The following is a 19,187-nucleotide window of genomic DNA, read 5'->3' as shown; positions in this document are numbered from 1 at the left end:
TGTAAGAGTGCCAATGGAGGTTGGCAAGGTTGTGCGAGCGCACCCTTTGAGCCGACTCCTACTGCTCCGCACGCAGCAGTTCGGCGACCTCCGCGTCCACCCGTCGCGCCATCGCCCGGGCGAACTCCGTGGCCACGACCTCCCCGGCCACTGGCCGCAGCGCCGTCACCGCCGCCGTGATGTGCTGGAGCTGCGTGGCCGAAAGTCGCTCCAGACCCTCCGCCCCCTCCGCACCGATCACATGCCGCCGGAACAGCCCGACGAACCGGTCCGCGACCGTCGCCGCCTGCGTCTGTACGAACTCCCCCACGTCCAGGATCTCCGCCAGCGGCACCCCCAGACGCACCAGCGTCAGCGTCGCGTCCAGCAGCCGGCGGCTCGGGTGCGTCACCAGGTCCCCGTCGACCGTCACGTAGCCCAGCTCCGCGGCCCGCCGGGTGTCCGCCGCGGTCGCCGTCGGACCGAACACCTCCCGCAGCTCGGCCCGGGTCATCGTCACCGGCTCCTCGTGCACCCAGTCCCGGGTCATCTCCCGTTCCAGGCCCAGCAGTCGGGACAGGCCGCCGCCCTCCTCCCACGCCTGGAGCAGCTCCGCGATCCCGTTGACCGTGTAGCCGCGCCCCAGCAGATCGCTGATCAGGCGCAGCCGGGTCAGGTGGTCGTCGGAGTACCAGGCGATCCGGCCCTCCCGGCGCGGCGGCGGCAGCAGCCCGCGCTCCTGGTAGTAGCGCAGGTTGCGCACCTTGACGCCGGCCGCCCGGGCCACGTCCTCCCGGCGGTAGCGCCCGCCACCGCTCCCGTCCTCCACCTGGCTGCTCACGGGCCAGAGTGTAGGAGCTACCGACAGGTCATATCGGCAGCTCACACGGGCAGCTCACACGGGCGGTCACACTGGCGGGTCACACGGTCCGCGGACGATCCTGCTTGACCGCCCGCAGGACCACGAACTTCGGCTCGCTCGCGACGACTTCGCTGTTGCCGAAGAGCCGGCGCAGATGGGTGTGGTAGCCCATGTGCCGGTTCGCGACGATCCACAGCTCGCCGCCGGGCCGCAGCACCTTGCGCGACTGCGCGAACATCCGCAGCGCCGTCGCGTCCGTGGTGGCCTGGTGGGAGTGGAAGGGCGGATTGCTCAGCACCAGGTCCACGGAGGCGGGCGGCAGCATCGCCACCCCGTCGCCGACGAAGAACTCCGCCGTCCGCCGGCCCTCGCGGACGTTCGCCCGGTACGTGGCCTGCGCGGAGGCGACCGCCTGGTACGACTCGTCGGTGAAGACGACCTCGGCGTCCGGGTCGTGGACCTGGACCGCGGCACCGACGACGCCGTTGCCGCAGCCCAGGTCCACGACCCGGGCCCCGTCGGTGTTGGTCGGCAGGTTCTGCAGGAAGAAACGGGTGCCGACGTCGAGCCGGTCGGCGCAGAAGATCCCGGCGTGGTTGACCACGGTCAGGCCGGAGCCCGAGCCCGCGTCCTCGTCCACCGTGTACGTCAGCGGCCACGGCCCGGGGGTCGTGGGGCGGGTCGCCCCGGGGGTGCCCGGCGTACAGAAGATCAGCCGGGCCTTCTTCTCCGCGAGCGAGGTCTTCGTGGGGCCGAGGATCTTCTCGAAGAGCCGCAGCGTGGAGGTGTGGATCTCCTTGACCATGCCGGCGCCGACCACGACGGTGCCCGCGTGCACGTGCGGGGCCAGCCGGTACAGCTGGTCCTCCAGCAGCGCCAGGCTCTTGGGCACGCGTACCAGCAGGACGTCGATCTTCCCGGGCGGCGGATCCTGCGTGGTCAGCAGGGTCACCGTGGCCTTGGCCGTCCCGATCCCGTTGCGGTCCAGATTGGCCGCGGTGGCGGAGCGGGTGAGGGCCGAGTCGGTGATCTGCGTCGGGTGGTGCGCGGCGAGCGCCGTCGTCAGCGTCCCCCAGCGGTCCCCGAGCACCGTGATCTGGCCGGCGGAGGCGAGATCCACCGGCCCGCGCTCCCCGGTACCGGAGTCGAGGTGGCGCAGCAGGTACTCGTCGGCGGCGTCCCAGGCACGGAGCCGGTCGCGCGGGTCCTCGGGGAAGCGGGTGAGCTCGTAGGAGCCGAAGGGTGTGGTCAGGCGGTTCATATGAGCCCCAGGCTATCCGAGCCGACCCCCGGACCCCACACGCACGCGCCCGAACACCCGAACGCCCGGCTTCGGGCGCGGGAGCGCGAGGCCCGCGTACGAGGGCACCCGGGGGCGCGGCGTCCGCATGCGCGGGTTCGGATCGCGCATCCGCGGGGCCGGGTGCCGGCACACGGAAAGCGGGGCAGCGGGGCAGTGGGGCAGTGGGGCGCACACGCGGAACCCGGCGGCCCCTACGCTGGTGCTGCTGTGCCGGGCAGTCGATCAGCGAAGCTTCAGAGCGCCGGGCGCTTGGTCCTCGAAGATCTCGATCAGCCAGTCGAAGACCGTCGGACCCTCGCCGGCCCGCGCCGCAGCGAGCTGTTCGGCCACCGACGGACGGTTCGTGGGGTGGCAGCGCCTCAGCCGGCTCTCCAGCTGCCGCGCCGTCTCCGCATATCCGAGGGCCCGCCGGGAGTCGGCGTGGTCGTGCCACTCCACCACGAAGTCACCGTCGTCCGGTGTGCCGTATCCGCCCCGCAAGCAGTCGTTGAACGCGTCGAGATTCCTTCCGAAGTAGCCACCCGGGCCATTGACCGCCTCGCCCATCACCAGCCAGAAGTCCTCCAGCGTGTGAATCCGCGTCCCATCCAGTACGTAGATCATCGTCACGCCGCGAGATTAGGTGATGCCCGCTGGAGGCGAGTCCCAAGGGGCGGGTTGAGTACGCCCGCCAGGTGACTTGGGCGATGCCGATTCGGAGCGGCATATCGTGTCCATGCAAGGCATCTCAATCACGGGGGCGGGCATGACAACAGGTGGCCAAGAGGCGGAGCCGCGGGTTGCCGCCGATTCCGATACGGCGTCGCCGGCGGGTCTGGTCCGGGGTATCGAGCACATCGCACGGGCTCAAGGCTTCGACCTGGGCGAGGTGCGGACTCGCTCGGGATGGGACGCGGGCGCCGAGGTGAGTACCGATCGGGGAATGGTTGTTGTTTCCCCTTGCGCGGAGGATTCCTTCGGCGTGCGGATTCGTCGCCACCATGGCTTCGTGTCATCGGAAGGGTGGACGAACGACCTCGTCGCTGCGGTGGGAGTCGCGAATCTGTGGCACCAAGGCGGCAGTCTGCGGGAGCTGCACGACCGCTTTCCGTTCATGAGCTGGAGCGAGCTGGCGCAGGCGTTCGAGGACGGCGACCCTGCTCCCGTGAAGTGGCGCGAGCTCCTTTCCAGCGAGTGGCACCTGCCCGATCGGCCACTCCTCCAGGCGGCCCACGCACACCCTGACCTGCGGAAGTTCTGGCCCGACATCAGCCACGGGAGTCTGATGCTGTGCCGGAGGCCATTCGACTTGGAATCGGGCCTTGTGAAGATCTGGCCCCTGGAGGAAGGGCGCTACCGAGTGACCATGGTCCCGGGTGGGTTCCGGCGTGAGGTGACCTCGCTGGGTGCGGCCCTTGAACTCGCCGCTGCCTGTTTCGTTTCCCCTCCGGATTCGTAGCCACCCGGCTCGCAGGGACCAGGTATCGCGCTTGATCACAGGGGCAGCGGCCTGTGCGGCTCCGTCATGCACGTCTGTACGAACCGCTCGGCCGCCCCGGGCGCGAGGCGGGCAGCCGCACGCGCGGGCGGCCCGGTCACGTACGCGGGGGCCGGGCGGCGGCGCCCGCGCAGCGGCGGGCTTGCCCGCTACTCGGGGCCGCTACTTGGGGCCGCTACTCGGGGAAGTCGCCGGCCATGGCCGCGGCCACCCGCAGGTACGGGCGGGCCTCGTCGGCGCGGCCCTGGCGCTCCAGGGTGCGACCGAGCATCAGCTGCGCGTAGTCCTCCACCGGCCAGCGCTCCAGGATGGCGCGGAGCTCCTGCTCGGCCCGGGAGAGCTGGGCGGAGTGGTAGTAGGCGCGGGCCAGCAGCAGCCGGGGCGCCAGCTGCTCGGGCACCTCGCCCGCCAGCCCGTCCAGGATGCGTGCGGCCGTCGCGTACTCCTTCGCCTCGAAGAAGAGCTGGGCGCGCGCCCAGCGCTCGGCCGCCGTTCCGTGCTCGAAGTACGTGCCCGGCGCGTTCATCGTGTCCCTTCCGCCGTTCGGGTGGTCCGTCCGGTGCCACCAACACGCCTGGGCGGTGGAACATTCCACCCGCCGGAGCCACTACCACGGGGCTAGGTTGTCCGCATGAGCAATCTCGATCGCCAGCCCGCTCTCTCCGCCTGCGGCGGCCGCGGCTTCGTCGTGGCCGAGCCGGTGCGCGAGCTCCTCAGCCCGCGTACGGTCAAGCTCGGAGAGTCCACCGAGGTCCGCCGACTCCTGCCGAACCTGGGCCGCCGCATGGTGGGCGCCTGGTGCTTCGTCGACCACTACGGCCCGGACGACATCGCCGACGAGCCCGGCATGCAGGTTGCGCCCCATCCCCACTCGGGCCTGCAGACGGTGAGCTGGCTCCACGAGGGCGAGGTGCTCCACCGCGACAGCGAGGGCAGCCTCGCCACGATCCGCCCGCGCGAGCTGGGCCTGATGACCTCGGGCCGCGGCATCAGCCACTCCGAGGAGAGCCCGCGCCCGCACGCCCGCTTCCTGCACGGTGCCCAGCTGTGGGTGGCCCTGCCGGACGCCCACCGCAACGTGGACCCGCACTTCCAGCACCACGCGGAACTCCCGCACGTCACGGCCCCGGGCCTGACGGCGACGGTGATCCTGGGCACCCTGGACACGGCGACCTCGCCCGGCACGGCGTACACCCCGATCGTGGGCGCGGACCTGACCCTCGCGTCGGGCACCGAGACCCGCCTCCCGCTCGACCCGGACTTCGAGTACGCGGTCCTGTCGATGTCGGGCGAAGCCCACGTCGACGACGTCCCGGTCCTCCCGGGCTCGATGCTCTACCTGGGCTGCGGCCGCACGGACCTCCCCCTGCGCGCCTCGTCGGACGCCAGCCTGATGCTCCTGGGCGGCGAACCGTTCGAGGAGGAGATCGTGATGTTCTGGAACTGGATCGGCCGCTCCAACGAGGAGATCGTACAAGCCCGCCAGGACTGGATGGAGGGCACCCGCTACGGCGAGGTAAAGGGCTACGACGGCCCCCCGATCCCCGCTCCCGAACTCCCGCCAGTGCCGCTGAAAGCACGTGGACGGGTCCGCTGACCTGCCCTTTTGTGCAGCAGGCCGACCACTCGGGATCGGTCCAGGAGAGGCCGTATCGCGTGTGGAGATCATCCCGGCGACGCGAGCGACGGGGGGCTCCGAGAGGCCCTCTCCGGGCTCTCGACGTTTCCCACGTATGACCAGCTGGGGTCAGCTTTGCCAGGACCAATGCTGACCCAATGCCGACTTTGGTGACAGCTCGTCAGTTCTGGTGGCGTCCCGCTACCTGGATCGTGGTGGCGATTGAATCCTGACGCTGCTCGGCGTTGCGCAGAGCTCAGACAGCATCGCGTGCGACAGACGAGCACCTTCGTGGGCCGAAAGCTGAATCGAGGCACGGCAGTGCGTCGTAGGTGCGGGCAGGTGTGGTCTCCCGAACCTGCCGGCGAGCGGGGGCCGGTCTGTCCCGCCGTGAGGGCGTGCAGGTTGTCGAACACGTAGTAGAGGGGCAGCTCGGTCTACGCGACGAGCTGGAGGCGTGAGCGCAAGCGCACGGCGGCGCCCTCGATCGCGTGGCGACGCGTCGCCCGAGTCGGTCAGTTCCTCGGTGATGCGCTACAGCGCTTCTCGAGCCGGGGAGTCACCCTCGCTGCAGCGGATGGTTCGCCCCAGTACTGCCGCGACGGTTGCCGCACGTGCTCGGGAGCCGAGCATCTGGGTTGTTCTGCATGAACTAGGACAGTCCGCCGATCGGTTGATCTGTGGCGAGCCGCAGGTTCGTCCGCCGGGTTTGCTGGGACGATCCCGCCCATGGCATCCAGGACAGGCTCCGTCGAGGGTTCGGCAACAGCGCGGGTCGTCCTGCTGACACTCTCGGCCGGGCAGTTCCTGATGGCCCTCGACAGCTCGGTCATGAACGTCTCGATCGCGACGGTGGCCGAGGACGTGGGCACGACCGTGTCGGGCATCCAGGGCGCGATCACCGCCTACACCCTGGTGATGGCGATGTTCATGATCCCGGGCGGCAAGGTCGGGGCGCTGATCGGCCGCAAACGCGCGTTCCTGATCGGCTGCTGCATCTACGGGGCGGGCTCCCTCACCACGGCGCTCGCACCGAATCTGCCGGTACTCCTGCTCGGCTGGGCGTTCCTCGAAGGCATCGGGGCGGCGCTCATCCTGCCCGCGATCGTGGCGCTGGTGGCCGGCAACTTCGTCCCTGAACGCCGTCCCGCCGCGTACGGGCTGGTCGCGGCGGCAGGGGCCGTGGCGATCGCGGTCGGGCCGCTCATCGGCGGTGTGGCGACGACGTACTTCTCCTGGCGGTGGGTGTTCGCCGGTGAGGTGCTGGTGGTGCTCGGCATCCTGGTGCTGGCCCGCCGCATCGCCGATGCCCCGGTCGGCGAACGCAAGCGCATCGATCTTGTCGGCGCAGTGCTGTCCGCACTCGGGCTCGGGCTCTTCGTCTACGGGGTGCTGCGCTCGGACGAATGGGGTTGGTTCCAGCCGAAGCCCAACGCGCCCTCGTGGCTCGGGATCTCGCTGGTCGTGTGGCTGATGCTGGCAGGTCTGCTGCTGGTCTGGCTGTTCCTGCGCTGGGAGGCCCGCCTCGTGGAGCAGCGGAGGGACCCGCTCATCGACCCGGCGCTGCTGCAGAACAAGCAGCTCACCGGCGGACTGGCGATGTTCTTCTTCCAGTACATGGTGCAGATGGGCGTGTTCTTCGTCGTACCGCTCTACCTGTCGGTCGCCCTCGGGCTGTCCGCACTGCAGACCGGTGCCCGCCTCCTGCCGCTGTCGGTGACACTGCTGGCGGCCGCGGTCCTGATTCCCCGCTTCCTCCCGGACGTCTCACCACGGCGGGTGGTACGGCTCGGGGTCTTCGCCCTGCTCGCGGGGGCGGTGGTCCTGATGGCCGCGCTCGACGTCGGCGCCGGTGCGGAAATCGTCACCGTCCCCCTCCTGTTGATCGGGCTCGGGATGGGCGCGCTGGCGTCCCAGCTCGGGTCGGTCACCGTGTCCGCGGTACCGGAGGACAAGAGCGCGGAGGTCGGCGGTGTCCAGAACGCCGTCACCAACCTCGGCGCCTCGATCGGTACGGCACTCGCCGGATCGGTCATGATCGCCGCGCTCGCCAGCTCCTTCCTGACCAGCGTCCAGCAGAATCCGGGGATCCCGGACAGCGTCAAGAGCGAGGCCACCGTCAAGATCCAGAGCGGTGCACCGTTCCTGTCGGACGCCCAGCTCGAGGCGGCCCTCGACGAAGCCGGCGTCAGCAGCGAGATGACCCAGGACGCGCTGGACGCGAACGCCGCGGCACGACTGGACGGACTCCAGGCCGCGCTCGCCATCCTCGCCCTCGCCGCGCTGCTCGCGTTGTTCTTCACCCACCGCATCCCAACGACCCAGCCCCGCTCGACAGAGCCCTAGACGGCGTGGCAGGTCGGAAACCTCGCAGTCCGGCTACCGTGGTAGGTGGGGTCGTGTGCCTACTAGTAGAAGGCTCATCCAGCATCTGCGATTCATTCGCTGCGGATGATGCGGCCGATGTGCCGTGGGTCGTGGGAATGCCGTCCGATGTCGGCGGTGGTATCGGATGATGGCCGCCACGCCGTCGTTTACAGCGGGCCGAAAGTGGCTGGCCGGCCTCCCTGGTGAGGAGAAAGTGATGAACGCTGCGGGTTTTTCAAGTTCATCTGTAACGGCCCAGTCGTGGGAACCCTATTTCGAGGACGGCCGGGAGACGGGGGAGATTCATTGGCTCGTCCAGGCGGATGAGGGTCAGGTGTCGGGGCTGTGGAGGATCGGCCCCGTGGAGGGCGCGGAGTTCCCCTACAAGCCCGCGGCCACCGACACGTTCCACGTGATCGAGGGTGAGGCCGAGCTGGAAACCCCTGACGGCGAGAAGATCGAGCTTGTTGCCGGGGGCATCTATTCCTTCCCTGCCGGATTCACGGGCACCTGGAGAACCCGGTCGCCGTTCATGAAGTTCTTCGTCGTGGGCTGAGAAACGGGCATGTACGCAGCGTGATATTGGCGTCGCCGTACTCACAGGAGATCAATCGGGCAGACGTGAATTCCAGGCAGAGCGTGGCGCGCGACCGGCTGCCGCCCATTCCCGGATAGTGGCTCGCGAGTCAGGCCAGACGACGGTAAGGGAGCAGATCGTGGCGACGTCAGATTCTGAAGTGGATGTCGTGATCGTAGGCGGCGGTTTCGCCGGCGTGACGGCCGCGCGTGAATTGTCCGCGCGCGGGCGACGGGTGGTCCTGGTCGAGGCGCGTGACCGTCTGGGCGGGCGGACCTACACGAAGGACCACGACGGGCATCCGATGGAGTTCGGCGGCACGTGGGTCCACCCTCTGCAGCCGCACGTGTGGTCGGAGGTCGACCGGTACGCGGTCGAGACGGAGACGTTCCCGGTGCTGGAGGGGCTGCGGCAGGCGGTCGTCTCCGACGGCCGCGTCGTGGACCTGTCCGACGAGGACGTCGAGCGGGCGCTGGAGGCGTTCGACGAGTTCTGCGCCCCGGGCATGAGCCTCTTCCCGGAGCCCTTCCTGGAGACGGTGAGTTCGGACCCGGACGGCCTGGGCGGGCGGTCGATGCGTGACCTGCTCGACTCCTTCAAGGCCGAGCCGGTGCTGCATGACTGGGTGGAGGGGATGTGCTGCCTGGTCGCGTTCGGTCCCCTCGAGAAGTCCGGCGCCTCCGAGATCTTCCGGTGCCACGCCTTGGCCGGGTACAGCGCGGCGCAGGCCATGGCCTCCCTGTCGCAGACGAAGCTGGTCAAGGGGACACGCGAGCTAGTCAGCTCCATTGCCGGGCAGGCCAACCTGGCAGATATCCGCCTCAACTCGCCCGTGCGGCGGGTCACCCAGACCGACGGGGAGGTACGGGTCGAGCTGGAGAGCGGCGAGGCCGTCAGTGCCCCGACCGCGCTGATCGCGCTGCCCATGAACGTACTGAACAGTGTGGAGTTCGAGCCCGGCCTGTCCGAGATCAAGCGAACCGCGTCGGCCGACCGGCACGCGGGTGCCGGCAGGAAGTGCTTCGTCCGCGTCAAGGGCGACATCGGCAACGTAAGCATCGTGGCCCCCGAGGCCCAGGCGGTGAACTTCGTGGTCACCTACACCCACGGCCCGGAAGGCTCGTGGCTGATCGTCTTCTCCGCCAACCCGGACAAGCTGCAGATGCCCCAGTTCGACGATGTCCAGGGCATGCAGACAGCGCTGCAGCCGCTCCTGCCGGGCGTCGAGGTGGAGAGCATCGTCGGCTGGGACTGGGCCAACGACCCGCTCGCGCTCGGTACGTGGTGCATCTACCGGCCGGGACAGCTGACGAAGGTGCTGCCGGACCTCCGTACCGCCGAGGGTCGGCTGTTCTTCGCGGGCGCCGACTCGGCGACCGTGTGGCGAGGTTTCATCGACGGGGCGATCGAGAGCGGCTACCGCTCCGCCCGCGACATCGACAACTACCTGACCAGCTGATCACCGGCAGCGGTCAGGGCGGAGGGGGCGAGCACCCACAACAGGGCCCGGCCGGTGAGCGGCGTGGTCGCGATGAGGGACAGGTAGACCTCGGCCACCGATCCGTCGCCCCGCAGGACGTCGAGGTCGCCAGACAGCCGCGACAACAGGAGCAGGGCGATGTCGACGATCAGCCATGAGGCCAGGTTGGCGCCGATCCACCACGCCCAGCGTCCGGTGACCTTGCGCAGTACGAGCGACTGCGACAGGCCGAGCAGAGGACCAAGCGCCAGGCTCTGGCTGGCAGCCAGGAGGTAGGCCATCGACACGTCCTGGTCCGAGTTCTGGGCGCGGATCACCGCGGGCATGATCACCAGCAGCCAGGCCAGCAACGCCGGTCCGATGTTGGACGTCACCCACGCCTTGCGTGGAATGGCCACCCGCTCCTTCACGACCAGCCACTGCAGAGTGCCGAGGACACCCCCGAACAGCACGGCTCCCAGCGTCGCGATCACCAGAGCCACCACCACGTGGCGGCTGGCAAGTCTCAGGTGCAGCACGTCACTGCCCAGCAGCGCCAGCGCGACGCCCACGCTCAGGACGATGACGAACGCGATCGAGTCGTACGCGATCCAGCGCCAGTACAGGCGCACCTCCCACCCACTCGACGACGGCACCTCACGAGCAGAACCAGAAGCGGTCATCACCCACTCCTACCGTCTCACCGCCCGCCCGCCCGCCCGCCCGCGCCGCAGACCCACTGATCGGCTCACTGCCCAGCCCGTACGGGGGAGCGAGGACTTGGCGAGGTCGCGCTGACAGGCCTCCTACTCTGCGGCGTACTCGCGGAACTGTGGGTGCTCGCAGTCCTTGCCGAAGGTGCCCATGGCGTGAAGCAGAGACTTTCGGAGCAGATAGGTGTGATGCTCTCGCTCTTCCTGGGGAGCGTGGTGCCGAACACGAAGGCCGGCGTCTCGTTGTACGTGCCCATGCGGATGCTCTCCACGTTGGCGGAGGCGGTGGCGAGCTGAGTGTGGACCTGTGCGACCTTGCCGTGGGTGCCCGCGCTGGCAGCAGTCTCCCTCGTGGCGGCGCTGCTCGCTGGGCCACTTCATGGGCGGCCAAAGAGATCGAGCCATGGCTGACGGGCGCCCTTACTGACGCGCGTCGCCTTACCCAGACTGCTGTCAGAGGTAGGGAGGTACTGGGTGGCAATACGCAAAAGGCGCCGGTCGGCATTACGGACGCGTAGGGAGGCCCGGCTCAAGGCCAGCGCGTCGGGAGGCGCCGTCCTCCTGGCGATACTCCTGTTGTTCTGGTCGGTGATCTGGCCTTATGTAGTGGGGGTGTTGCTCTTCGCTGCGGTCGGGGGTGGCGTTTGGTGGCTCTGGAAGACGGACCGCCGCATCCGGAGCAGCGACCGGCGGTGGCGACACGACGAAGCCGTCAGCATCGGCCATCGAAGGCTTTCCGAGGTCGACCTGATGGACGGAACACAGTTCGAGGACTTCGTGGCCGACCTTTGCAGGCGGGACGGTTGTACGGAAGTCCGCCGAGTCGGCGGCAGGGGCGACGACGGCGCCGATGTACGGGGACGGCTCCCCGACGGCCGCACGATGGTGATCCAGTGCAAGCGGTACAACCCGAAGCGGAAGATCTCCAATGGCGAAGTCCGCGACCTCCTCGGCTCACAGGTGCATTTCAAAGCCGAGATCGCCGTCTTCGTCACCACCTCGTACTTCAGCGGCCCCGCCGAACGCTGCGCCGTGCAGAACGGTGTCGTCGCCGTCCACCGTGACCACCTCGGCCTGTGGAACAACGGCGCGGCCCTCCCATCACTCACCAGGGTGAACGGAGCCGGCCAAGGGGACCGACGACACCGTGCACTGAGGAAAAACACGTATGAGCGGTGAGCCGGTGGATGACCCGCTCCGGGTGAGTGGATGCTGACACGGGGTGCCCCCCCTGCTCCTGGCGGTGGAGAGGGGCACCGTCACGCGATGTCAGACGAGGGAGGGCAGTATGCCGCGGGGCCACTGCCCGAGCCAGAACGCGGCGGCTGAGGGCTGGTCTTGGGCCTCGGTGGAACCGTCGTGCAGCAGGTACTCGGTGGGAGCTACGTAGCCATCGCCCGGGTTGAGGCGTATGCGGATGATGCGGAGGGGGCGGCCGCCGGCGACGTAGTCGCGGTAGTCCTGGGTGTGCGGGTAGCGGTCGGTGTGGTCGTCAGGGTGGACGGCTCGGCAGACCGCTTGGGCGTCGACGGTGCCGAGAATGATGTATCGGGTTCCGGGGCCGAGGTTGAGGCAGATCCTGCGGCGTCCGGTGTGCTTGTCGGAGTACGGGAGCTTGTCCCAGTTGTCGAGGTGCAGCCGGATCAGCCGACCGTCCTCGTAGTTGTCGGTGGTTGTGGTCATGCCGGGCTTGGCGAGGGCTTGGCCGAGGTACACCGCGTCCGGATCGCCCAGCGGGCCGGTGAGGTCTTCGAGGGGGAGTCCATCCCGATACATGGGCCGGACGATCTCCACGAGTGTGCTGTCCGGGGGCCGTCGAGGGGCTGTGACCGCCTTGACTCCCGCCTCGGTCATTGGGCGCCACTGCCCGGCTGGGGTGATCGTCCCCGGCTCATAGGTGGTCTCGTCGGGGCGGGTGGTCCGGACGGTGGCGGTCTCGCAGCGGGCTCGGAGGGTGGACGGGTCGCCGTAGGCGATGTGCAGTGGCACGGGGTCCTCCGAGATCAGTCATCCCCGATGGTGATGTCGAGTTCGTTCACGAGGGCTTCGGCTAGGTCGGACTGCTGGCCGGGGTCGATGCGGACCCTGGCGAGGTTCGCGACGCCGCGGATCGCCGACAGGTCGTTCTCGCGCAGGTCGGTGTTGCGGTAGCGGCCCGTGCCGAATTCGGTGAGCCGGAGCGTGCAATCGGTGAACACGACGTTGGACAGGTCGCAGTCGGTGAACGTGGCCTCGGTGAGGACGCAGCCGATGAAGGCCACGGGGCCGGTGACGCGGACCTTCTCGAAGGTGGCGAAGTCGAGCTTGCAGCCTTCGAACAGCACGTCGTCGAGCACCAGGCCGTCCAGGGCGGCGCCCATCAGCTTGCAGTCCCGGACGTGGACGCGGGTCAGCTTGCTTCCGGTCCAGCGTGCCGAGCCGAGCCGCCCAGCACCTCGCGCGTCCGGAGGACCAGATCAAGCGACAGTGCGTCCTCGCCGTGGACGGCCCGAGGATGTCGCGGCCCTGGTGGCGTTCCTCGTGGGCCCCTCCGCCTCGTTCATCACTGGGCAATCCGTCCACGTCGACGGCGGCTGGCTGCTGCACTGAGACCGTCAACAAGCAAGGAGACAGACCGTAATGATCGAACGAGTCCGCGCCGTCCTCGTCACCGCTGACGACACGATGCTGGTCATCCGTCGCACCAAGCCCGGCATCCCCGTGTACTGGGTGCTGCCCGGCGGCGGCGTCGAACCCAGCGACGAGTCTTGGGAGGCCGCCCTTCACCGGGAGATCCACGAGGAGATCGCGGGGAAGGCCGACATCGTCCGCCTCCTTCACACGGTGGAGTCCGAGGACGAGCGTCAGTTCTTCTACCTCGCCCGCATCGCGACCTGGTCCTTCGAGGACCGCTCCGGGCCCGAGTTCAGTGCCGAGGGCCGCGGCGAATACGCGCTGGAGGAGATCCCGCTGACCGTGGAGGGGCTCGACGGCATCGACCTCAAGCCCGAGGAGATCGCCCACGTCCTCCGGGGCGCCATCGGCGCCGGCGCCCTTCGGGCAGAGGCTGCGAAGTAGCTGTCCGTCTTTGTGGATTTGCCGTCGGGACCAACGCCGAGGTGCGTCGGCCCCGACGGCGCGTGCGGTGTGCTGCGGCTGCTGGTTGCCGTGAGCTGCTCGGATTGGGACGGGCGTGGTTGTTGGCTGCCTGGGGGCAGCATCCCGTACCCCGAGGACCTGGCCGTCACCGTGCACGAGTGCCGGAGCCGCATCGCACGGCGGTCCAGCTCGACGGTCAGCGTCGCGCTCGACCTGGTCCCGTGCCTGTCCACGGGATCAGTGAGTCGATCTTCTTCGGCCAGTGTGCCCGTCGTCGGAGTAGGCGGACGCATACAGGGGGAGTGATGATCGCGCGATGGGGGTGAACTCGGTCGCGCGGGCGGTCCCCCTGCTGATCCTGCCCGCAGAGCTGCCGTCTTGGGGAGGATCCGATGTCTGCACACCGTCCGTCCGTCTACTCCGCGTCGCGGAGGGCCGTGCTCTCCGCCACCGCCGCCCTGGCTTCCGCATGCGGCCTGGTCATCGCCTTACCCGGCCATGCGTCGGCCGCCCCGTCGATCACCTGCACCGTCAACTTCGTCGAGGTGTCGGGGACGACGATCCACGGCACCAGCGGTGACGACACGATCCGCTGTGGGGAAGGCGTCGTGCGCGGTACGTCCGTCGAAGCCGGGGCCGGGAACGACACGATCATCGTCCTCGGCGAGACCTCGTCGGGCACCCCGAGCGGCAACGGCCAGATCGGCAACGACGGGACCATCGACGGCGGCCCCGGCAACGACACCATCTTCGTCAGGGGCGGCGACGGCGACAACGGATACGTGACCGATCGCGGCGGGAACGGCGGGGACGGCAACAACCGGACCATCCTCGGCGGAGGCGGCATCGACCACATCACCGTCATCGGCGGCAGCGGAGGCGAGGGAGGGATCAAGAGGGGAGACGGCGGCACCGGCGGCATCGGCAACGACGGCAACATCACCGCCCAGGGCACCGTCATCGCCGGCGGTGGCCCCGGCGGCAGCGCGATGTCGCCCGCCAACTGGGACGCCGACGGCGGGGCGGGCGGTGACGGCAGCAACAGCGAGATCTACCTGCTCGGCAGCCCGGACAACCGGGCGGTGATCAGCGGCGGGCCCGGCGGGAACGGCAGCGCCGCCGGCGAAGGCGGCAACGGAGGCCACGGCACCGACGGAGTCACCCAGGTCACCGGGACCGTGGACATCCGCGGCGGCAGGGGAGGCAGGGCCGGTCACCAGGGCGAGGAAGGCGGCAACGGCGGCCACGGCAACAACGACCAGCTCGTCGTCACCGGCCCCACCCTTCCCGCCGGCACCCTCCTGGGAGGCAACGGCGGCCCCGGACGCCCCGGCGGCGGCGCCGGACTGGCCAACAACGGAGTCCTCACCGGCGACGCCACCGCCTTCGACGGCACCGTCGGCCCGACCCTCCCCTGACCCACGGTGCAAAGCAGGCCGGGCGCGAGGAGCTCGTTACGACTCAGCGCCCGGCGTGAGGAAGTCCGGCGGGTCGTGGGCCCGTTCCTATGTTCAGGACTCGGTGGTCGGCTGCTGAAGTTGAGCCGGAGTGCATGAAGATCCTTCAGATCCGGGCAGGCTCCGGGGAAGACGCTCAGCAAGACTCACAGGTTTGTCAGCATGACCGAAGGAGTACGCATGGCGAAGGTAAAAGGCCAGGTGAAGTGGTTCAACGAGGCGAAGGGGTTCGGCTACATCACTCCCGCGGACGGCAGCCAGGATGTCTTCGTGCACTTCTCCGCGATCCAGAGCAACGGCTTCAAGACCCTCGCTGAAGGACAGAACGTCGAGTTCGAGATCCAGGACGGCCAGAAGGGCCCGGCCGCAGCCAACGTCACGGCCATCTAGCATCGCCGGGCACGTGCCAGCGGAGTTCCCGACTGGTCGAGACGGCGCAGTAGCGCACCTCGCCCCGTCAGACGCGCTCTAGTCGGACAGACGCCCCAGCAGCGCACCCTGGCCGGACTGGAGAACGTGCGCGGCCTCCAACGGGATCCAGAAGCACTCGAAGTAAGTCGGCTCCTGCTCGCCGTCGTGGTCCTCCTGGCTCATCCACCGCTCCGGGGTCGGCTCGGTGAGCTCCAGGTGGAAGACGTGCCGGTGCTGGATCTCGAACCGGTACGGGCTGATGTCGTACTCGGTCTCGCCGAGCTTGCGGACGATCTTGAATTCCGACAGACCGGTCTCCTCGCGGGCCTCGCGCAGAGCGGCGGCTTCCGGCGTCTCACCGGGGCGGACGCTGCCTGCGGGCACCTGGATGCCGACCTCCTCGTAGGAGTAGTCGGTGTGGCGGAACACCAGCAGGTGTCCGTCACGGACGACATAGACGAGGACCTTCTCCTTCGTAACCTTCTCAGGCAAAGCGGCAACCTCCATATGGTTCTGGAACTGATTCGTGGGCCAGGTCCGGCGGAGGCCGTGACTGTCCATCCCGTGGTCGGTCGTCATTTCGGCTGTCCGCAGACCGGTGCAGGCGTGCGGCTGATCTTCACCTGTCTGTGGTGGGGGAGAGGGGTCCGACGATCTTCGAGAGGAAGAAGAGCGACATCAGCTTGCCGTCCCGGCTCTCGAAGTCCGCTCGTCGCTCCTGCTGGACGCGGTCCGCGAGCGTCGGGACAGCCAGGGCGTTGCCCCACAGCGTTGCGGCGTCCAAACCCCGGGGCGCCATGCCCCAGTCCTCCCAGTCCTCCCAGTCGATGATGGAGAACTCCGGTCCCATCACGTTGGCCCAGGTCAAGTCCGCATGAGCCGGCGCCCATCGCTCGATCCCTGTGTCGGCGAGGCAGGGGAAGGCCTCCGCGAGGGTCTGCGTCACCTGCTCCTGCGTGATCGTCACCGTGTCAGGGGTCGCGCGTCGCGGTGTCGGCTGTGCGGCAAGCGCGTCCAGCGAAGCATTCAGCGCCTCCCACCACACATCCGGCAGGCCCGGGTCATCGAGCACCAGGGCGCTCTTTCCGACCGACGGCGACGTCATCAACTCCGGCTCATCCGCACGCCACATGACCGGCTCACTCTGTTCGCGCCATGCCACGCCCTGGTACCACTCGGGCGTCGCGACCCCTTGCAGCACGGCGGCGGCTTCGGTCCCGTTCCAGCCCTGCAGGCCGATCCGCTCGAACCCCCGCCGCTCGATACGCACCCAGGTACCCCGCTCCGTACGGCCACCCAAGGAGCGGCGCTTGCGAAGCAGTGCCTGCCGGTCCAATCGCAAGTGCAGGGCCTGTTCCACTCGCGCCAGCACGTCTTCCACCGGCTGCCGGCGCAGGTCCACCTGGGCGGCGATGGGCAGGGATCCAGTCATCACGACCTCCTCGGCGAACGGGCGACCGTAGCAGGAACAGACCCACTGGCACGAACCACCCGTCAACACGGTCCACATCAACTTCTGCGGCGCCGCTGGGCGTTGTATGAGCTTAAGGGGAGCCGGTTCGTCCTCTGTAGATCGAGCTGGTGACGACGAGGCACGAGGGGGAGCGCATGGCGCAGTCGCTGGAGATCACGTCGATCGGGACGGTGGTCGGAGGACGGGTTGAACCGACGGACGACCACTGGGGAAGTCCCGTGATCATCCGCCTGAACCCGGACTTCCCGCTCGAGGTTGTCCAAGGCCTGAAAGACTTCTCCCACCTTCTCGTGGTCTGACAGTTCCACAAGGCATCGCCCGGCGACGTTGCCCTCTACGCACGGAGCCGCAATAATCCGGCCTGGCCGCCCACCGGCACGTTCGTTCACCGGAACCATCGACGGCCGAACCAGCTGGCTCAGTCCTTCCCGCGCCTGGTGAAAGTCGACGGCCTGGACGGACTGGGGGAGAAGGGCGTACCGACGGTGGCCAGGTCGGACAGGGCGCCGTTTCCGCCGCTGTGCCCGGCACCGGAGGGGACGCCGCTCGCGTCCTTGTGATGTTCGTGGCTCTCGGGGGATGCAGCACGGTGCCCATCTCCCTCATGCCTGTCGACGTGCGGGCTGTCTCTGTGTCCGGTGGGGCCGGTCCGGCAACCACGAAGGCTGTGCTCTTCCTCGAAGTGCTTGTACTGCCGGGCCGGCAACGGTCCCAAGATTCGGCACTCGACATCCAGGGCAAGGCCTTCCGCCAGCTGTGCCGGGCCCTGCGGGCCCAGGCCACGTACACGGCATGCGAGATGCCGGCCACCACGCGGGAGTGGGTCCGTCAGGATGCGGAGCGGCTGATCGCGGCGCTCGGACACCTCAACGCGGCGTCACGGTTGCGGCCACCCTTGGCCGCTTGTTTCTGGCGCGGGTCGCCCAGAGCGGACCGACCGTACGCTGATGCCTCCCCCGGCACGGTCCGGCGCGCGGTCAGCGTGTTCGTCTACGAAGAGTGACGGCCGTGCGGGGGACCGTGACGGGGGTGGGGGAGGGGGGTTCGGGCAGGCTGGCGCTGGGGTGCGACACCGACGGCCCTGCCTCGGCGGCGCGGTTTCGGCGAGCGCGGTGTGTGCATATCGACATAGATCTGTCGCTGTGGGTGATCATCGCTCACGGCAGGCTCCGCGCCTGTCCGCACGTGTTCACAGGTGAGGAGCCACATGTCACGCAGGCACCGCCCCAAGAGATTCGCTGCGTCGCTCTCCGCGCTCGCGGCCACCGCTCTCTTCGTCGCTGCCGTTCCCGCCACCGCCCACGACGGGGACAGCCATCCCGACGAAGCCGCGGCGCTGGGGGCCGGGCATGCTCAGGAGCATGCCAAGATCCGCGCGGCGGCCCAGGCTCTGGGCGGGTATTCCCAGCTCGCGCGGATCGAGAGCCTGAGCGATCTGACCAGGTCCCAGGAGCTGGCGAACTCGAAGTTCCACCCCAAGGCGTACGGGCAGTTCGCGGAGTACTTCCAGTCGCCCGACTTCGCCGCCCACGTCGCCATGCTGCCCACCGGCAAGGTGCTGCTGTTCTCCTTCGAGCGCGTCGAGACCGACCCCACGGAGGAGCCGGCGCCGACCAACACGCTCGGGCCGGAAAACGCCGGCCGCGCCTTTCTCTGGGATCCGGGGAAGGGGACCGGCCCCGAGGCGTTCAAAAAGGTCACCCCGCCCGAGCTGGTCGTGCCGGACGGCACGAACGTGAAGCGCCCGGCTCCCTTCTTCTGCGCCGGGCACGCCTTCCTGCCCAACGGCATGCTCGGCGTGTTCGGCGGGAACCTCGGCTACGGCGGAGGGGCCGGAGCGAAGCTGTCCCTCGTCTTCGACCCGTGGACCGAGTCGTGGGCGGTCAACAAGGACATGGCGGTGGGTCGCTGGTACCCGTCCGTCGCCACCGCCCCGGACGGGCGCCTGCTCATCATGTCCGGGCACACCGAACAGGGGTGGGGCACCTCCACCTCGGTCGTCGAGCGGTTCCCGGCGAAGAGCCACCCGGTGCCCTTCGAGAAGACTGTGATCCCGCGGGACGTCCCCACCGACACCCTTCGTGTCGACGCGCCGTTCGGCGAGGACAGCGACTACCCGCACCTGTTCACCCTGCGCGACGGCAAGGTGTACGGCCTGGGCCGCCACGCCACCCGGCAGTGGGCCTTCGACCCGGTCGCGGAGACGCGTACGGACCTTCCCGCCCGCCCGGACGGCGTCCACCGCGGCTACGGCTCGGCGGTGGCGCTGCCTGCCGGATTCCGCGGCCCGAACTCCGTACTGATCCTCGGCGGTGATCGCGACGACCCCAACACCTACCAGCTCGCGGACGGGGTGTGGGAGAAGAAGCAGCCGCGCGCCTTCGGCAGGACCCAGGACAACACCCTCCTCCT

At 69.0% G+C, this 19,187-nt stretch carries 22 protein-coding genes and 1 pseudogene; 14 read left to right on the top strand and 9 right to left on the bottom strand.

All coding sequences use genetic code 11. The annotated features are described in order from the left end of the window. Positions 1 to 58: 58 nt before the first annotated feature. From ACFYZ4_RS03795 to ACFYZ4_RS03785, 3 genes are all read right to left on the bottom strand, one after another. Positions 59 to 820, bottom strand: a complete 762-nt coding sequence (locus ACFYZ4_RS03795; RefSeq protein ID WP_384342984.1) for a MerR family transcriptional regulator — start codon at positions 818 to 820, stop codon at positions 59 to 61. 79 nt (positions 821 to 899) lie between these two features. Continuing rightward, positions 900 to 2,093, bottom strand: a complete 1,194-nt coding sequence (locus tag ACFYZ4_RS03790) for a methyltransferase (protein WP_351298144.1) — start codon at positions 2,091 to 2,093, stop codon at positions 900 to 902. A 273-nt stretch (positions 2,094 to 2,366) separates the two neighbouring features. Next, complete coding sequence (locus ACFYZ4_RS03785; protein WP_390782937.1) at positions 2,367 to 2,753, bottom strand: barstar family protein; 387 nt, start codon at positions 2,751 to 2,753, stop codon at positions 2,367 to 2,369. A 70-nt stretch (positions 2,754 to 2,823) separates the two neighbouring features. Here ACFYZ4_RS03785 and ACFYZ4_RS03780 point away from each other — a divergent pair, with 70 nt between their 5' ends. Further along, complete coding sequence (locus ACFYZ4_RS03780) at positions 2,824 to 3,582, top strand: DUF6193 family natural product biosynthesis protein (RefSeq protein WP_351298102.1); 759 nt, start codon at positions 2,824 to 2,826, stop codon at positions 3,580 to 3,582. Between the two features lie 214 nt (positions 3,583 to 3,796). Here the strand turns inward: ACFYZ4_RS03780 and ACFYZ4_RS03775 are convergent, their stop codons facing one another. Further along, complete coding sequence (locus ACFYZ4_RS03775; RefSeq protein ID WP_390782936.1) at positions 3,797 to 4,147, bottom strand: tetratricopeptide repeat protein; 351 nt, start codon at positions 4,145 to 4,147, stop codon at positions 3,797 to 3,799. A gap of 105 nt (positions 4,148 to 4,252) precedes the next feature. Between ACFYZ4_RS03775 and ACFYZ4_RS03770 the strand changes: the two genes are divergently transcribed. The 4 genes from ACFYZ4_RS03770 to ACFYZ4_RS03755 all read left to right on the top strand — a co-directional run bounded on the left by ACFYZ4_RS03770 (position 4,253) and on the right by ACFYZ4_RS03755 (position 9,642). Then, entirely contained in the window at positions 4,253 to 5,218 is a 966-nt protein-coding gene (locus tag ACFYZ4_RS03770; RefSeq protein ID WP_390782935.1) for a pirin family protein, read from the top strand. Positions 5,219 to 5,968: 750 nt separating this feature from the next. Next, complete coding sequence (locus ACFYZ4_RS03765; RefSeq protein ID WP_390782934.1) at positions 5,969 to 7,585, top strand: MFS transporter; 1,617 nt, start codon at positions 5,969 to 5,971, stop codon at positions 7,583 to 7,585. 238 nt (positions 7,586 to 7,823) lie between these two features. After that, complete coding sequence (locus ACFYZ4_RS03760) at positions 7,824 to 8,162, top strand: cupin domain-containing protein (RefSeq protein ID WP_390782933.1); 339 nt, start codon at positions 7,824 to 7,826, stop codon at positions 8,160 to 8,162. A 190-nt stretch (positions 8,163 to 8,352) separates the two neighbouring features. Beyond that, positions 8,353 to 9,642: a flavin monoamine oxidase family protein gene (locus ACFYZ4_RS03755; RefSeq protein ID WP_390782932.1), complete on the top strand. Its 1,290-nt coding sequence runs from the start codon at positions 8,353 to 8,355 to the stop codon at positions 9,640 to 9,642. Here the strand turns inward: ACFYZ4_RS03755 and ACFYZ4_RS03750 are convergent. Next, complete coding sequence (locus ACFYZ4_RS03750; protein WP_390782931.1) at positions 9,627 to 10,325, bottom strand: hypothetical protein; 699 nt, start codon at positions 10,323 to 10,325, stop codon at positions 9,627 to 9,629. The two genes, ACFYZ4_RS03755 and ACFYZ4_RS03750, sit on opposite strands and share 16 nt — an antisense overlap. 186 nt (positions 10,326 to 10,511) lie before the next feature. Here ACFYZ4_RS03750 and ACFYZ4_RS03745 point away from each other — a divergent pair, with 186 nt between their 5' ends. Both ACFYZ4_RS03745 and ACFYZ4_RS03740 read left to right on the top strand, forming a co-directional pair. Further along, the gene (locus ACFYZ4_RS03745) at positions 10,512 to 10,652 is read left to right on the top strand and encodes a hypothetical protein (RefSeq protein WP_351298121.1); all 141 of its coding nucleotides are present in this window, start codon (positions 10,512 to 10,514) and stop codon (positions 10,650 to 10,652) included. Between the two features lie 177 nt (positions 10,653 to 10,829). Beyond that, positions 10,830 to 11,534: a restriction endonuclease gene (locus ACFYZ4_RS03740; protein ID WP_351298124.1), complete on the top strand. Its 705-nt coding sequence runs from the start codon at positions 10,830 to 10,832 to the stop codon at positions 11,532 to 11,534. Positions 11,535 to 11,624: 90 nt separating this feature from the next. Here the strand turns inward: ACFYZ4_RS03740 and ACFYZ4_RS03735 are convergent, their stop codons facing one another. Next, positions 11,625 to 12,344, bottom strand: a complete 720-nt coding sequence (locus ACFYZ4_RS03735; RefSeq protein ID WP_390782930.1) for a hypothetical protein — start codon at positions 12,342 to 12,344, stop codon at positions 11,625 to 11,627. Between the two features lie 14 nt (positions 12,345 to 12,358). Beyond that, positions 12,359 to 12,715, bottom strand: coding sequence for a pentapeptide repeat-containing protein (locus ACFYZ4_RS03730; protein ID WP_390782929.1), 357 nt, complete (start codon positions 12,713 to 12,715; stop codon positions 12,359 to 12,361). Here ACFYZ4_RS03730 and ACFYZ4_RS03725 point away from each other — a divergent pair. The 4 genes from ACFYZ4_RS03725 to cspC all read left to right on the top strand — a co-directional run bounded on the left by ACFYZ4_RS03725 (position 12,606) and on the right by cspC (position 15,280). Next, positions 12,606 to 12,944: an SDR family oxidoreductase gene (locus ACFYZ4_RS03725; RefSeq protein WP_390782928.1), complete on the top strand. Its 339-nt coding sequence runs from the start codon at positions 12,606 to 12,608 to the stop codon at positions 12,942 to 12,944. The two genes, ACFYZ4_RS03730 and ACFYZ4_RS03725, sit on opposite strands and share 110 nt — an antisense overlap. Positions 12,945 to 12,974: 30 nt before the next feature. Then, complete coding sequence (locus ACFYZ4_RS03720) at positions 12,975 to 13,412, top strand: NUDIX domain-containing protein (RefSeq protein ID WP_390782927.1); 438 nt, start codon at positions 12,975 to 12,977, stop codon at positions 13,410 to 13,412. Positions 13,413 to 13,825: 413 nt separating this feature from the next. Next, the gene (locus ACFYZ4_RS03715; protein WP_390782926.1) at positions 13,826 to 14,851 is read left to right on the top strand and encodes a hypothetical protein; all 1,026 of its coding nucleotides are present in this window, start codon (positions 13,826 to 13,828) and stop codon (positions 14,849 to 14,851) included. 219 nt (positions 14,852 to 15,070) lie between these two features. Then, positions 15,071 to 15,280 carry a cold shock-like protein CspC gene (gene cspC / locus ACFYZ4_RS03710; RefSeq protein WP_351298135.1) on the top strand — a complete coding sequence of 70 codons (210 nt, stop codon included), beginning with the start codon at positions 15,071 to 15,073 and terminating at the stop codon, positions 15,278 to 15,280. A 78-nt stretch (positions 15,281 to 15,358) separates the two neighbouring features. Here cspC and ACFYZ4_RS03705 read toward each other — a convergent pair whose 3' ends face one another. Both ACFYZ4_RS03705 and ACFYZ4_RS03700 read right to left on the bottom strand, forming a co-directional pair. After that, positions 15,359 to 15,793, bottom strand: a complete 435-nt coding sequence (locus ACFYZ4_RS03705; protein WP_390782925.1) for an NUDIX domain-containing protein — start codon at positions 15,791 to 15,793, stop codon at positions 15,359 to 15,361. A 127-nt stretch (positions 15,794 to 15,920) separates the two neighbouring features. Continuing rightward, positions 15,921 to 16,733: a hypothetical protein gene (locus ACFYZ4_RS03700; protein ID WP_390782924.1), complete on the bottom strand. Its 813-nt coding sequence runs from the start codon at positions 16,731 to 16,733 to the stop codon at positions 15,921 to 15,923. Between the two features lie 176 nt (positions 16,734 to 16,909). Between ACFYZ4_RS03700 and ACFYZ4_RS03695 the strand changes: the two genes are divergently transcribed. From ACFYZ4_RS03695 to ACFYZ4_RS03685, 3 genes and pseudogenes are all read left to right on the top strand, one after another. Further along, positions 16,910 to 17,074: a hypothetical protein gene (locus ACFYZ4_RS03695; RefSeq protein ID WP_390782923.1), complete on the top strand. Its 165-nt coding sequence runs from the start codon at positions 16,910 to 16,912 to the stop codon at positions 17,072 to 17,074. 368 nt (positions 17,075 to 17,442) lie between these two features. Then, the gene (locus tag ACFYZ4_RS03690; RefSeq protein ID WP_390782922.1) at positions 17,443 to 17,778 is read left to right on the top strand and encodes a hypothetical protein; all 336 of its coding nucleotides are present in this window, start codon (positions 17,443 to 17,445) and stop codon (positions 17,776 to 17,778) included. A gap of 204 nt (positions 17,779 to 17,982) precedes the next feature. Then, a pseudogene (locus ACFYZ4_RS03685) lies at positions 17,983 to 19,187 on the top strand (galactose oxidase); the annotation flags it as partial.

Origin of the sequence: Streptomyces sp. NPDC001513 (assembly GCF_042894695.1) — a bacterium.
GTDB lineage: Bacteria > Actinomycetota > Actinomycetes > Streptomycetales > Streptomycetaceae > Streptomyces.
Note: the sequence above shows the minus strand (reverse complement) of the source record. Positions and strands in the feature narration are given on the sequence as shown.